Source organism: Salinimicrobium sp. TIG7-5_MAKvit, assembly GCF_049569215.1.
Taxonomy (GTDB): Bacteria; Bacteroidota; Bacteroidia; order Flavobacteriales; family Flavobacteriaceae; genus Salinimicrobium; species Salinimicrobium profundisediminis.
Genome location: NZ_CP145903.1, coordinates 757,510 through 770,698 on the forward strand (window position 1 = coordinate 757,510; position 13,189 = coordinate 770,698).

Annotated in this window: 14 protein-coding genes; 4 read left to right on the forward strand and 10 right to left on the reverse strand. The window is 38.7% G+C overall.

Annotated features, from left to right (window positions below; all coding sequences use genetic code 11):
- Positions 1-486: 486 nt before the first annotated feature.
- Positions 487-1,326 carry a tyrosine-type recombinase/integrase gene (locus V5739_RS03455; RefSeq protein ID WP_423819646.1) on the forward strand — a complete coding sequence of 280 codons (840 nt, stop codon included), beginning with the start codon at positions 487-489 and terminating at the stop codon, positions 1,324-1,326.
- A gap of 2 nt (positions 1,327-1,328) precedes the next feature.
- Positions 1,329-2,450, forward strand: a complete 1,122-nt coding sequence (locus tag V5739_RS03460; RefSeq protein ID WP_423819647.1) for an IS91 family transposase — start codon at positions 1,329-1,331, stop codon at positions 2,448-2,450.
- Positions 2,451-2,748: 298 nt separating this feature from the next.
- On the opposite strand, the gene V5739_RS03465 is transcribed toward V5739_RS03460, so the two are convergent.
- On the reverse strand, positions 2,749-3,219 hold the full coding sequence (locus V5739_RS03465; RefSeq protein ID WP_423819648.1) for a hypothetical protein: 471 nt from the start codon (positions 3,217-3,219) through the stop codon (positions 2,749-2,751).
- A 1,116-nt stretch (positions 3,220-4,335) separates the two neighbouring features.
- Positions 4,336-5,460 (reverse strand): site-specific tyrosine recombinase/integron integrase, encoded by a 1,125-nt coding sequence (xerA, locus tag V5739_RS03470; protein WP_423819649.1) that lies wholly within the window; start codon positions 5,458-5,460, stop codon positions 4,336-4,338.
- Between the two features lie 86 nt (positions 5,461-5,546).
- On the opposite strand from xerA, the gene V5739_RS03475 reads away from it, so the two are divergent.
- Complete coding sequence (locus V5739_RS03475; protein WP_423819650.1) at positions 5,547-5,927, forward strand: hypothetical protein; 381 nt, start codon at positions 5,547-5,549, stop codon at positions 5,925-5,927.
- A 116-nt stretch (positions 5,928-6,043) separates the two neighbouring features.
- Here V5739_RS03475 and V5739_RS03480 read toward each other — a convergent pair whose 3' ends face one another.
- From V5739_RS03480 to V5739_RS03515, 8 genes are read right to left on the reverse strand one after another with little or no spacing between them, the layout of a single operon-like run.
- Positions 6,044-6,850 carry a DUF4138 domain-containing protein gene (locus tag V5739_RS03480; protein ID WP_423819651.1) on the reverse strand — a complete coding sequence of 269 codons (807 nt, stop codon included), beginning with the start codon at positions 6,848-6,850 and terminating at the stop codon, positions 6,044-6,046.
- Positions 6,847-7,758 (reverse strand): conjugative transposon protein TraM, encoded by a 912-nt coding sequence (gene traM / locus V5739_RS03485; RefSeq protein WP_423819652.1) that lies wholly within the window; start codon positions 7,756-7,758, stop codon positions 6,847-6,849. The genes V5739_RS03480 and traM overlap by 4 nt, the downstream gene beginning before the upstream one ends.
- Entirely contained in the window at positions 7,745-8,362 is a 618-nt protein-coding gene (locus tag V5739_RS03490; protein ID WP_423819653.1) for a conjugal transfer protein TraK, read from the reverse strand. Before V5739_RS03490 ends, traM begins: the two co-directional genes overlap by 14 nt.
- 13 nt (positions 8,363-8,375) lie before the next feature.
- Positions 8,376-9,206 carry a hypothetical protein gene (locus V5739_RS03495; protein ID WP_423819654.1) on the reverse strand — a complete coding sequence of 277 codons (831 nt, stop codon included), beginning with the start codon at positions 9,204-9,206 and terminating at the stop codon, positions 8,376-8,378.
- Positions 9,207-9,216: 10 nt separating this feature from the next.
- Positions 9,217-9,783, reverse strand: a complete 567-nt coding sequence (locus V5739_RS03500) for a conjugal transfer protein (RefSeq protein ID WP_423819655.1) — start codon at positions 9,781-9,783, stop codon at positions 9,217-9,219.
- A 4-nt stretch (positions 9,784-9,787) separates the two neighbouring features.
- Positions 9,788-12,187, reverse strand: a complete 2,400-nt coding sequence (locus tag V5739_RS03505) for a TraG family conjugative transposon ATPase (protein WP_423819656.1) — start codon at positions 12,185-12,187, stop codon at positions 9,788-9,790.
- Positions 12,177-12,458 carry a hypothetical protein gene (locus tag V5739_RS03510; protein WP_423819657.1) on the reverse strand — a complete coding sequence of 94 codons (282 nt, stop codon included), beginning with the start codon at positions 12,456-12,458 and terminating at the stop codon, positions 12,177-12,179. The genes V5739_RS03505 and V5739_RS03510 overlap by 11 nt, the downstream gene beginning before the upstream one ends.
- On the reverse strand, positions 12,458-12,745 hold the full coding sequence (locus V5739_RS03515; protein ID WP_423819658.1) for a hypothetical protein: 288 nt from the start codon (positions 12,743-12,745) through the stop codon (positions 12,458-12,460). The genes V5739_RS03510 and V5739_RS03515 overlap by 1 nt, the downstream gene beginning before the upstream one ends.
- 273 nt (positions 12,746-13,018) lie before the next feature.
- Between V5739_RS03515 and V5739_RS03520 the strand changes: the two genes are divergently transcribed.
- Positions 13,019-13,165: a hypothetical protein gene (locus tag V5739_RS03520; RefSeq protein WP_423819659.1), complete on the forward strand. Its 147-nt coding sequence runs from the start codon at positions 13,019-13,021 to the stop codon at positions 13,163-13,165.
- Positions 13,166-13,189: the final 24 nt, after the last annotated feature.

Below are 13,189 nucleotides of genomic sequence, written 5' to 3' on the forward strand. Positions count from 1 at the left end.
ATCAAAGCTGTAACCAAAAAAATGATTAATCTGATGTTTTTGTTTTCCATTTTAGTTCCGTTTATTAAGAAATATTCGTCTTTTCTTAATAATTCGTACACCGGTTTCAAAAATCACACTTTTTTAAGATTTTTTTTAGTCAAGCTTTCGACTTTAGCTTTTGATGAAGTTTAGAGAAGAATTTTGATATCATTCTTGAAGTATATTCTGCTTGCACATAACGGTCTCGGCTATGAGTAGTTGCGTGGGTTGGCACGAAACTTTGCAAATACACACCAAACTGAAAATCCGCGAGGATTTTCAGAAGTAGGCGAGAACAAGCAATTACTTATAGCCATTGTTGAACTAAACCTAAAGGTAGCTTCAAGAAACCTTTCGATCACTATTCACTACCTTTAAGTATCTAATAATAAACATTGAAAGTTATGAAAAAAAAGTAGCACTCTCATTGATAGGGCCTGTAATTCTGTACCTGAGTTTAATGAATTGTACCGCAAATTAAAACGGTCTGTTGAACTGGCCGGTAAAAGTCAAAGTACCCTTACCAACTATTCCCGCTGCCTTGCGCACCTAACCCTTCATTTTAAGTGCAGTCCTCTTGATCTTGATGAGGAACAAATTCTGGATTACCTGCACGTTTTAAAATCACAGCATAAAACACTATCCGACAGTTTCTTTAAACATACCATTTACGGCCTTAGGTATGCTTATCGTATGTGTGGAATGCAAGAGATGCAGGTGATTCTTCCGTCCATCGAACGACCCAACAAGCTTCCGGTGGTACTGAGCCGTAGTGAGGTAAAGCAACTTCTAAAAGCACCAAAACTTCTTAAACACCGCCTGGTCCTTGCTATGCTTTATGGCTGTGGCCTTCGTTGTTTCGAACTGCGCAACCTTCAGCTCAGGGATCTGGATTTTGATCGAAAAATGCTCCACATCCGTCAGGGCAAAGGACGTAAAGACCGATATGTCCCTCTATCAAAGCTGCAGATCCGTGGCCTGAAAAAGTACATTACAGCAGAGAATCCTTCGACCTGGTGCTTCAATGGCTATGACAGGGAAAATAATCCCACTGCCTTGTCCACACGAGGAGTTCAATGGATCGTACGGGAGGCACGCAAACATAGCGGTATCCAAAAAGAGATCACCACTCACAGCCTTCGTCATAGCTATGCGACACACCTATTGGAAATGGGACTGGATATCATGAGCGTAAAGGATCTTTTGGGGCATGCAGATATCCAAACCACCTTAACCTATCTTCACGTGGCACAATTGGGTAGGCAAAAGCCGTTCAGTCCGCTAGACAGGCTGTACAACAAATAGTAATGGCATCTGCTACTTACGAAGTAGCTCAGGTGTTAGAGCGTAACCAGGAGGTCTTAGCTGATCATTGTGCCAACAGCTGGCAGCTCAGAACCCTGCATGCGGTGCGAAAATGCCGTACTGCTGCTCTGGGTGGTCACATCGACCGCTGTCTCAATCCTTTCTGCCAACGTTTACACCTTAGCTACAACAGTTGCCGCAACCGGCATTGTCCAAAGTGCCAGGGGCACAAAAGGGAAGAATGGATCAGGGCACGGGAAGAAGAGCTCCTCAAAGTGCCTTACTTCCACGTGGTCTTTACCCTTCCTTGTGAGCTTAACCACTTATGCCTGTATGAGCCAAAACAGATGTATAGCCTGTTGTTCAAAACAGCCTGGCAGGTAATCAAAGGCTTTGCATCAAACCCAAAGTTCCTTGGAGCCAATCCTGGGATGATCGCAATCCTGCACACCTGGGGACAAAACCTCTCCCTGCACCCCCATCTGCATTGTATTATACCCGGTGGAGGGATTACAAAATCAGGCAAATGGAAACCGGCCACGAACAATGGCAAATATCTGTTCCCGGTGAAGGCTATGAGTAAAGTCTTCAGGGCTCGCTTTGTGGCTGCCCTTCGGAAGGAACTGGAACCCCAATCCACAAGCTTCTATGAAAGCCTGTTTAAAAATGAATGGGTAGTATATTGTAAACGTCCGTTTTTAGGTCCTCCACAGGTAGTGGAATATCTTGGTCGCTATACCCATAAAATCGCCATAAGCAACCACCGTATAAAACAGCTACAGGACAATAAGGTCACTTTTACTGTCAAGGATTATCGACACGGCGGAAAAAAGTCAATGCTCCAGTTGCCAGATGCAGAGTTCATCAGGCGTTTTGCTCTACACGTTCTTCCAAAAGGCTTTGTTCGGATCCGCCATTATGGAATCTTAAGCTCCTATCACAAAAGGAACAGCCTTCCGGAATTACAGGAAACTTTAGGCCCTGCCCATTTAAAGAAAAAAAAACCCTTACAACACCGGGTTTGCCCGACCTGTAAAAAAGGAAATCTCATTACGCTTACCACTTTTACTGCACGCGGACCTCCGGTTCAATGGCTGAAAGAAATTAAAACACACAAGAAATAGCCCTCCCGATCAACGCTGCTTTACGGTGTAACAGGAGATCTATTGTCAAAAGGGAACAAAACAACTGAAAAAATCGAATCAACCAGAATAGAAAACATAAGTGGAGAGTAAAATCTCCATTTACTTCCAAAATTTACCGGGACTGAAAAATAGCTCAACCTTCCACCTTCCCAAATCACACCTCTAAAAAATAGACTAAAACCCATATAGGACAACCAGCAAAGAACCGGTTCAGTCAACAGGGCGTTCATGTTGGGCCGTACCGGCCACACGAACGCTTAGTTATTGTAAGCAGTTTTTATTCGTTTATTAAAGTTATTTTTTCGTTCACTTTGTCTATAAAATTATGTAGATAATCTGGGATATTACTTTTGACTTGGTCAATTCTCCAACTTTTTATATTTCCATTTTCTGAGTATTGGATAAATAGTCCACCTCCGTCAGCACAATCTGGACATCCAAAAACAGTTTCATTTTGATTCAGAAGTTGATTTGGAAAGAAATTGGTTAGGTTTTTGACTTGTTCGAACAAATCATTATCTAATTCAACAAATTCCATATTTTGTCCGTTGTAGTCATCAACTGTATCTTCGAAAAGTGATTTGTCAGTTAGTTTAAAGGTTTCGACACAATCTTCTCCAACGCATTCTCCATAAAAATGTCCAAAAATTAGGAAATTTTGTTCATTGATATTGATTTCGCTATCATCATCTTTATTGCACGATAACAAAATTCCGATTGTCAAAAATCCTAAAATTATTTTTTTCATAACTCTCTATTTATTTGTTGATGTCAAAAGTTTTTTTCGTTGCGTTAAATTGCTTACAACGTCCCGGTTAACGAAAGTGGCGAGTAGGGAAGTTCCACTTGTCCGGCGTAACGATTTCTTTCTTATGGAATTAAAAGTAGGAAATTATCCTTCAAAAAAGCCATTTTTGTTAACCATTGTTGTACAAATGTGCCGCACATATGAGTAAGCCGTTTTTATATTATTTTTTATTCTCCTGGTTGAGATAATAATTTTCGACTTCTTCAAATTTTGATTTTTATCTGATTACGACTGAGTAAGACCAATCATTCAATTAAAATTCAATATTTCTTGTTTATCTGAGAACAAGGTTCCTCGGTCTGAGTGGTAATTCCGCTGAATAATTTGATGAAATTCGTTTTTTTTAATTAAATCCGTTAGAGTGAAAATCCGCTGATCTTTAATTTAAAAGTTAATTTTACTTACCTCTCAAAAATGGCATTTTCAATTCTTCTTTTTTTTTGAATTTCACTTCTGAAAATTCGCTCTTATATTTTCAGTCCGCGGCATTTTGTACAACGTCCCGGTTAACGAAAGTGGCGAGTAGGGAAGTTCCACTTTTCCGGCGTAACAATTTCTTTCTTATGGAATTAAAAGTAGGAAATTATCCTTCAAAAAAGCCATTTTTGTTAGCATTGTTGTACAAATGTGCCGCACATATGAGTAAGCCGTTTTTATATTATTTTTTATTCTCCTGGTTGAGATAATAATTTTCGACTTCTTCAAATTTTGATTTTTATCTGATTACGACTGAGTAAGACCAATCATTCAATTGAAATTCAATATTTCTTGTTTATCTGAGAACAAGGTTCCTCGGTCTGAGTGGTAATTCCGCTGAATAATTTGATGAAATTCGTTTTTTTTAATTAAATCCGTTAGAGTGAAAATCCGCTGATCTTTAATTTAAAAGTTAATTTTACTTACCTCTCAAAAATGGCATTTTCAATTCTTCTTTTTTTTTTGAATTTCACTTCTGAAAATTCGCTCTTATATTTTCAGTCCGCGGCATTTTGTACAACGTACGAATAAAAGCACCAGTACATTTATATATACTTTGTCTTTATTGTACTTTATTGGCTAATCTAGCGGATTTTTAATTTTGAAAAAAATATTTGTGGCCACATGAGTGTATATTTCAGTGGTTTTCGTGCTTTTATGTCCTAAAAGCACCTGGATATAACGTAAATCTGTTCCACTCTCTAATAAATGAGTAGCAAATGAATGTCTCAACATGTGCGGAGTTACTCGTTTACGAATTCCTGCTCTTTTAGAAGCTTCTTTTACTATTTTAACAATGCTTTCAGCAGAATATTTTTCACCTTTTGGACCTTCAAATAAATACTCATTTGGTCGCCATTCGAGAAAATATTTTCTGAGATCATATAAAATTTTTTCAGAAAGTATGGTATAGCGGTCTTTATTACCCTTGCCCGACCTTACTTTAATTACCATCCTCTTGCTATCTATGTCATCCATTCGTAGATTGAGTACTTCGCCTCTTCTAAGCCCCGCCGAATACAACAGACTCACTATACAACGATGCTTGATATTGTTTGTATTATTAATTATTTTTAGCACCTCCCCTTTGGCCAAAACCTCGGGCAGCTTCTCCTCTGCCCTGGGTCTTTCTACTGCATAAAATCGGTTTGGCATTTCCAGAACAATCTCGTAATAAAATTTAATGGCATTAATGGCTTGATTAATATAGGAATGAGAGGCTCCTTCTCTTATTAGTTTTTGAAGGTATTGACGTATATCATTTTCATTAAGATCCTGAACGTTTCTATCACTGTAATGATTCATGAAGGTCTCAAAGCAAGAGACATAAGTTTTAATCGTACTTTCGGCATAGCGCTTTAACTGGAGTTTTTGCAGATAGGCTTCGGGACATAACTCTTTCCCAGGTACCGGCTTCCTTTTTTGAAGTGTTTTAATATCTACCGGCTGTAATTCCTTGCCAAAATTACTTCTAGCGTAAAAGTGATTACAATCAATCCAGGCTACTCCCCTAAAAGTTGTAAAAACAAGGTCCAGATTTGAAGGAGTATTTAGAATATAATTCATGCTAAACTCCTCACTCCATTTCACCCCTGGTAAATTATTTACCAGAGCCTGTACTACTTTGTCGGCAAAGAATTTAAGACCAATACATTTATCCTGCCCTATCATTAAATTTTTTAGAGTTACAAACTTCCTATCCATGATGTTATTTTAGAAATAAAAGTAGATCAGGAAAATTATTAAAACGTTTAATATCCGTATATTATACGACTAAACCGGATGATGAAATGAGGAGCCAGACCACTTGTTTAGCTTGTAACCGAAAGCTGGAAGGACGAACAGATAAAAAATTCTGTGATCCTTATTGTAAAAGTGCCTGGCATTATGAAAAAAAGCGTAAGGGAGATGCTGGTTTCTTTTCAAAAGTTGACCAGCAACTAAAGACGAATAGAAAAATATTGAAGCTGTTTAATAAATCAGGGAAAGCTACAGTTCGTGCTCAAATTCTGTTTGATAAAGGCTTTGATCCTAATTTCTTCACTCACTACTGGAAAAACAAAAAAGGGGATGTATATCTTTTCATATACGAATATGGTTTTCTTACCAAAATAGAGAATGGGAAGAAAAAATTCATCCTTGTTACCTGGCAGGATTATATGGAAAAATAGCTTTTTTCAAACCTTCGCTATACTCAATCCCTTTTAAGAACCAGTAGATGATGCTAATATAGTATTAACAGAGTACAACCATATACGGAAAGCCTTATTTGGAATTTTTTATAAGGCTACTTTTTGAACTTCAGTCTTACTAACCTGTTGCCCATTGTTTCCCTTAATTCCACGACCATTTCATCCTTATCACCAATAGTGAATTTAGGAAAAACATATACAAACCTTTTACGTTGTCCCGGCAAAACAATCTCCGGAAATTTATATGTGTAGAGTGGCTGCTGAAGAAGTTTCTGGTAAGAAGCGTTTCGTCGTCTATTTCCAGTGGATAAGAAAAGTTTCAAAAATTCAGGTTCAAACTCGATAGTTGATTTATTCACTATTTCGAAAATAACAAATACATCCTTTTGATTATAGAATACATCCTTCACCTTCAAAACAATGCCATCTGTCTTTTTGTGCTTCAGGTTTCCTTTAGAAATGGAACAATAATAGGCTGAAAGTTTCTCAAGATAATTGACTCTCTGAATACTATCTTTAGAATTCTTTGATCGAACTGGAGTCTTTTCTTCTGTAATGGTAGCTGGTTGTTCATTGCCTACGGATTCTCCTGTGCCTATGAAGTAAGTTATTTTTGGCAATTCCGTTGCGTACTTCAAAATGTAAGAATAGATTTGGCCATCCAAAGTAACGGCCAAAAGATTTGTGCTTTTCCCTGTGGAACCCTTCAATAGACCGAAATACTGGGGATGTTCCTGATTATAGCTAAACACAAAATTCTCTGCTCCCACTACTGCCTGACGAATCTTTTCCGGAAAGAATAGCGCCACGTTATGATGTTCATTGGCAAAAATTGTGTCCCTGCTTTGTCCCTTTACACTAAGAGCAAAAAGACTTACTAATATTACAAATAGTGTTTTCATTTTTCTGTTTTTAATAGAAGTTGATATTGATCGAGTATTGTCACCTTTAGATTGCGATTGCTTTTCCTAAACAAGTTTTTCACCCCTCCTATTTGAGGAAACCCCGAAATGTTTACACCCTGAACGAGATCATCAAGCACCTCCTTTCCCGCCTCCGCCCTAAAACTATTCTTTATGTATATACCTTCGTTGCTGTCCTGATGATCAAATGCCTTCAGCTTTATTGGGGTGCCTTCTACATGAGTAATTTCAATATGTATCCTGTTCACATGAAGTCTGACAAAACCGTACAGCAGGGAATTTTTTGGAATAATTTTTTCCCCAATGTGGAAATCCTCAATTGAAATAAGTTCCAGCCTGTCTCCAGACCTTAGAACCTGTGTTCCGTTTACTTCAGCCTGAAATTCAACCTGTAAATCACTGCCAGGGTCATCAGTTACTTTGGCGGTTACTGCACTAAGAAAGAAATTGGCATGGCCTGCAGATAAATCTTCCAACCTGATCTTCCGGGATAAGGCTGTATCTTCAGAAATGGTTTTATCATCATTCAAGACCTCAGGTACATTCTGATTATTGTTTTGCCTTACAATTCCAATCAAAACCGTACTATCGATCACCCATTCCCGCTGCTCCTGCTCAATTGCGGGAGTGTATGCATCCAGGGAGTCCAGATACCTTTCGGTATAAACATTTGGAATATTTCTCTCCCGTTCCTCTTTAATAGCATCCACTGCTTCAATTTTTGAAGAATAAGTCTCCTGCTCTTCTTCCAAATGAGGAATTAAAGGTTGCTGCAAACTTTCAGACACCTCCTGATCCATAGAAATGAGCATACTGTAGCTACCAATAAAAAGCAATACAATAATAATTATGCACACAAATACTATCTTCTTTTTATCTGGTTTCATCGGATAATTTCTTTAAGCTGTGTTCAAAAAAATCTGTTATTAATAGTCCATGCGAATTGCGAGGAAAATGTCGGTCAACATGAATTAGTTTTCCTGTGGTAATGAGTTCATATTCATCCAGAACTTTTCCCCTATTAATCTCAAAAATGGTGGTAGTTCTAAATTCATAAGGTTCCTGATTAAGATCAAGATCTGACTTTACACTTTGAACCTTCTGTACAAGGGAATATTGAATTAATCGGTTGTATAAACCATCAGCTTTCTTTTGCCGATAGATATTATCAACTGAGCTATTCCCCAGCCATAGTGCCTTTTCCAGATGGTTTTCATAATTACTGGCATCTATTCCGTAAAAATACTGATGAAACATTTCAAGGTGGGCGAGAGCCTCTACCTCCAGGTTTTCTTTGGCACTTGAGAGTTTAAGTGGAATTACACTCCCATCGGTATTTACGGCAAACATGCTGTTAAGCATCTTCTGATTCAAATTAAAAACCGACCACAGCGATAAAGCACTGCTTAAGAATGCCAGGGAGACTACCGACATCACAATAAAACGGTTGATTTTTAAAACCGAATAAATATTTTTATATGGTGTTTTCATCTTTAGAATGGAATTACGAGGCAAAAAGCCTGAAGGTGAATGAAATCGCTCTTCGGTAGAGCTTAAATTTGAGAAAGACAATAAAGCCTACAGATCCCAGCTGAACAATGGGAGCAAAAACCCCGGCTTCTGTACCGGTACCCAGGAGGTTTCCCCAAAAATTCGTATTGATTTCTTCATAAAGGAGGTTTACAAAAACATTGACAAGAAAAAATGCCGGAACAATCATATATACAGCAGCATAGAGGCGAAAGAACCTGTAGCCGATCTCCCTGAATCTTTCAAAAACCGATAAACTGATCACCAGTGGAAAAAATGCCTGCATGAGCCCCAGGAGAAAGTAGCGCTCGGCCAGGAAGAGAGGATATATAAAAAGGTCCATGATCCATAAAAAGATACTAATGATAAAAGCCACCACCTTCATGGGATAAAATGGCGTCACCAGGTATTCATAGAGCATGCTCAAGGCTTTTGTTCCTGCCTCAACAAAATTGATATCCTCCTCAATCTCCATCTCCTGTAGCTGAAGGGGAAGAAGTGCCGGAGCCGTATTCCGGTACTCCATTTCGATACTTACCAGAAGGCTGTCAAAGAAATCCAGTACCTGAGTAGAGAATATTACCACCAGAACTACCACAAAGTTTTTTAATAATTCCGTGGGGCTTAATCCCCAGGTATACCCATCATTACTTACTGCACCTTCATTATACTTTTTAATTATATTAACCAGAAACAGAAGGATGGCCAGCGATTTCATGCCCATGATGGTGTACTGGGAAAAACTGCTTTCCTTGATGGTGCTAAACACCGCATCGACGTACTCAAGCCCTATTGTCAAAAACATTCTTACATTTTCAAAAATTAATCGTCCGGTTATTGATCTTTGATTGCATTTCCCTGAAGGAAATAATGGTTTTGAATCTTTTGGTGCGGAGTCTCACTTCGGCAATCATTTCCCGGGATCTTTCTTTTTGGGCTTCCAGGATGGCAAGACGTTCAGCATCTGTCATTTTTAGAAGGTTGCTGGTCAACAATTGTTGCATGAACTCCATATCCTGCTTGGCAATGTCCATTAAGCTATGAAAGGAAACCGTTACCCGCTCAATCTCCTCAGGTTGAATGAACGGAGAATTGAGAACCTCCTCAAGGTCATATTGTACAATCTTTACTAACTCCTGATTATTCCTGATGATTTCCTTAACAGCCCTGACTTGTTTTATGACACTATTTACCTGCTCGATGCGTTGTTTCTGCTCGTTTAGAAATTCAACCGTCTTTAAAAGCTGGGAAGTTTGTTTAGCAGATTCTACAAGGGACTTGGCCAGGGAGATAAAGTTGGTGTTGTCATACACCGGCATTCCCTGTGAGTGGCCCTGACTGCACAGAGCCAACATAAAAAAAAGGATAATTTTTGCTTTCATGATCTTATGGTTTTTTGATGAATAATCCAATTGCTTTTTCCATGGAACCTGTTTGTTCATAAAGCTGCATAAGGCGGCTATTCTCCTGCCCGTCTGTGAGGTAAGCAGCATATACCTCGGGAGGAACTTCGAGCCTGAAGATGTTACTCTGTCTACCGATCTTGATAAACATTTCTGTATACTTTTGCTCCCCGGAAAGATTATTTTTAATGGATTTAAGCTGGTTCAGGTCGTGGGATGAGAGGTTTAACCTTTTCTGAAGCTGGTCATATCCTTTCTCATTGTGTAAGCTGTAAATGACCTGGGTATTTTCTAAAATACTGGCTGAAGTTGCATTTTCAGGTAACTGATTGATGGATTGCAGGATGATACCGATAGCCCCGTTTTGTTTCCTGATCGCCTGGTAATAAAATTCCACGCTCTCCAGTACATTCCCGAATTTTAATTGTTTTGCGAATTCATCGAACAGAATTATACCTTTCTCATTCCTGTTTTGCCAGATGGTGCGTTGAATTGCAGACTTGATGAGCTTTAGCATGACAGACAGGATTTCTTTATTATCCTTTATCTCATCCAATTCGAAGACAATGAGCCGCTTTTCTTCCAGTCTAAAGCTTTGATCTTCGCTTATCTCGAAAAGAAAACTGTAAAGTCCACCTTTCACATATTCAGACATGATGTGCAGGAAGTTTTCCAGATCAAAATAATCGCGGTGAATCTGTAGATCCTTCAGAAGTGTCTTCTGTTTTGCTTCAATAAAATCATAAAAACTTTCCATGGAATGTCCCCGGGCTACGCTATGGTAGTAATGTTTCAGAATTTTCTTCATGGCAACCTCCCGCGCCTTGTCGAGCAGCTCTCCGGTGGCAAACAATTCCAGAAGAAATATGGTGAGATCTTCAAGATGCTGTGGTCCCAGATCCCTGGTGCCATTGATGAAAAACGGGTTAATACCAAGGTTTTTCCCCTGCTCATATCTTAGGATAAGATGATCCTGGGGGTAAAGCATGGCAAATTTATTATAAGAACCTCCCAGGTCAATTATTACAAGCCGTACCCCATCTTCAAAAAACTGCCTGAGAATGTTATTGGCCAGAAAAGATTTACCTTCTCCTGTAGGGGCGAAAATGGCAAAATTCCTGGCCTTTATCCTTTTCTTGTCCTCATCCCACACATCCTTAATTACCGGAATATTGTGTTGCCTATCATTAAATATGATCCCCTGTTTATCGCTTTTGTAATTGGTGTTGTTGACAAGCAGACAGAGAGCGTGTTTTAGATCAGTCACAAAGAGATCTTCATTTGAAAAATTTGAGGAGAAGCAGAAGAAGCTATTCAGAAAGAAGTTCTTTCTTTCCTCTCCCAGTGGATAGTAAGGTGTAATATCCAATTCTTTAAACCGGGTTTTTATTTCCGAGGCAATTCGAAGGAGGTTCTTATATTCTTCATTCCAAAAAATCACGTTGAAATGTCCTCTTATTACCCTCGAACTGTCATCCTCATTAATTCGATCCAGAATGTGGCGAATTCTATCCAGTACCAATTTGTTTTGGCTTCCGAAATTGCTGCTCTTTTTGAGTTCTTCAATTCTCCTTTCCAAAAGCCTGCGCCACCTGGATTTATCATCCATGTAAAAAACCTGGTTCAGGATATGATCTTCATCTAAATCCAAACCAAGACGATCTACAAAACCCTGGTGAAAAACAAAGTCATCTGCCGTATACCTTTCGTTGGTTTTTGAGGATTGCACAGCTTCACCAAAACACAACTCATTGTTCACTGCCAGAACTTCAAAGAAGTTTCTTCCAATTTGTAACTGTGATTTATCAAGAAGAATATCCGTATCAAATCCTTCATTGTAGCCGTTGAAAAAAGAAGTGGAAAGCTGCAGGATTTCTTCCTCTCCCAGCGGAATGAGCTGTAGTTTCTTACTGTTGTTGAGAAAAGAAACCGTGTCATTCACCGCTCTTGTGAACTCCTGCAGTCCATCCTCTAATTCCATCAGGGCTTTTGGGGTTATCTTTTTAAAAGGATTGATAAACCTTTTATGATTAAGGGTTTTATTTTTTGGCCAGCAAAAAAACATATAGCTTTCATGCTCCAGGTATTCCCGACCCTCAAAGTAATAACGAGTTGCTTTTCCCAGGAAGCTTTCCTCCTGTAGCTTTTCTCCGGAGTACTTTCTCTTTCGGTACACATCCTGCTTATGGACCACAAAACCATTCTTAAGAGTACGCAGAGCCTGAAACCAGATCCCGTGCAGGTCATCAAAATCTTTTTCAGACAGAGAGTATATTTCAGGAAGTTCTGTTTTAAAACAGAGCACCAGGTTACCGTTATTTGCTAAAACCAGGTTCTGCCTAACTTCTATAATGGGATGATATGTGGAAAGATCAATCTTCATAGTTTAGGTCAGTAATTTTTTTATTGGAGATCATTTTTGGAAAAACACCCTGATAAATGAGCAGTTGGGAATTTCGGTTAAACCTACCCAAAAAGGCGTAGAGGCCTAAATTCCACAGCACAGCTGAAAGAATAACACCAATACCAAAGGAAAAAATGATCACCAGGAGCGAACTGATCACAGAAAGCAGCATTATGGCGAACAACCCGACAGGAAGGCCGTAGATAATGGCCTTCCCCCGGATATGTCGGTAAATTTCATAGCGCTTCATCAGACTACAATTCCAATAAGGTAACTGAAGATGCCCACTACTGCACCTGCAATTAAGACGAAGACCAATACGCGGGTAATTCCCTTTTTCAGGTCGGCATTTTCCCCGAAGAAGTGTCCTGCATTAAACAGAAAACCCACAAGAAAAATTACCCCTAGAATAATGGGAAATACTGCTCTAACTGTATCCGCAATTTCGGCGACAGAATTCTCTATACCTCCTATCTGGGCAAAGGCAGGTATTGTTAAAATGAGAAAGCAAAGACTGGTGTAGATAGTTTTTTTCATCGGAAAGATTTTTTAGAATTAAACCGAGAATGAATCTATAACAGGAAAAAGACTGGAGGATGAAAGCTCGAAACAATTAACACCCAAAAAATTCAATTTTATGGAATCAACAAAAAAGACCGAATAACGCTATCAAGTTGTAAATCAAAAGAATGAAGTGATCTTACCCCATGTTCAAACACAAGAATTAGATAAACTTAAAAGTAGACGGCATAACTTTTGTTAAACTTTTAAGGAGTCACTTAATACAAAAAGTGGAAAGAATGATATGATATGACACTCACAAAAATTTACAACAGAATTGAGGAATTACTGGATATAATAAAAAGGAGCCCTGAAGACCAGGATCTTTATTTTAATTCAGAACTGGAATTAGCTTATCTTGAAGACCTCAGGGAAGAACTGGAAGAAGGATTCTGAATCTGATTTAGGAACTTGATGCTC

Bases quoted from the DNA above. Each gene is read 5' to 3' on its own strand.
- V5739_RS03505 (WP_423819656.1), bottom strand. From the start codon at position 12,187: ATGAAGATTGATCTTTCCACATATCATCCCATTATAGAAGTTAGGCAG.
- V5739_RS03460 (WP_423819647.1), top strand. From the start codon at position 1,329: ATGGCATCTGCTACTTACGAAGTAGCTCAGGTGTTAGAGCGTAACCAG.
- V5739_RS03465 (WP_423819648.1), bottom strand. From the start codon at position 3,219: ATGAAAAAAATAATTTTAGGATTTTTGACAATCGGAATTTTGTTATCG.
- V5739_RS03510 (WP_423819657.1), bottom strand. From the start codon at position 12,458: ATGAAGCGCTATGAAATTTACCGACATATCCGGGGGAAGGCCATTATC.
- V5739_RS03480 (WP_423819651.1), bottom strand. From the start codon at position 6,850: ATGAAAACACTATTTGTAATATTAGTAAGTCTTTTTGCTCTTAGTGTA.
- V5739_RS03490 (WP_423819653.1), bottom strand. From the start codon at position 8,362: ATGAAAACACCATATAAAAATATTTATTCGGTTTTAAAAATCAACCGT.
- V5739_RS03495 (WP_423819654.1), bottom strand. From the start codon at position 9,206: ATGTTTTTGACAATAGGGCTTGAGTACGTCGATGCGGTGTTTAGCACC.
- V5739_RS03500 (WP_423819655.1), bottom strand. From the start codon at position 9,783: ATGAAAGCAAAAATTATCCTTTTTTTTATGTTGGCTCTGTGCAGTCAG.
- V5739_RS03520 (WP_423819659.1), top strand. From the start codon at position 13,019: ATGACACTCACAAAAATTTACAACAGAATTGAGGAATTACTGGATATA.
- xerA (WP_423819649.1), bottom strand. From the start codon at position 5,460: ATGGATAGGAAGTTTGTAACTCTAAAAAATTTAATGATAGGGCAGGAT.
- traM (WP_423819652.1), bottom strand. From the start codon at position 7,758: ATGAAACCAGATAAAAAGAAGATAGTATTTGTGTGCATAATTATTATT.
- V5739_RS03475 (WP_423819650.1), top strand. From the start codon at position 5,547: ATGAGGAGCCAGACCACTTGTTTAGCTTGTAACCGAAAGCTGGAAGGA.
- V5739_RS03515 (WP_423819658.1), bottom strand. From the start codon at position 12,745: ATGAAAAAAACTATCTACACCAGTCTTTGCTTTCTCATTTTAACAATA.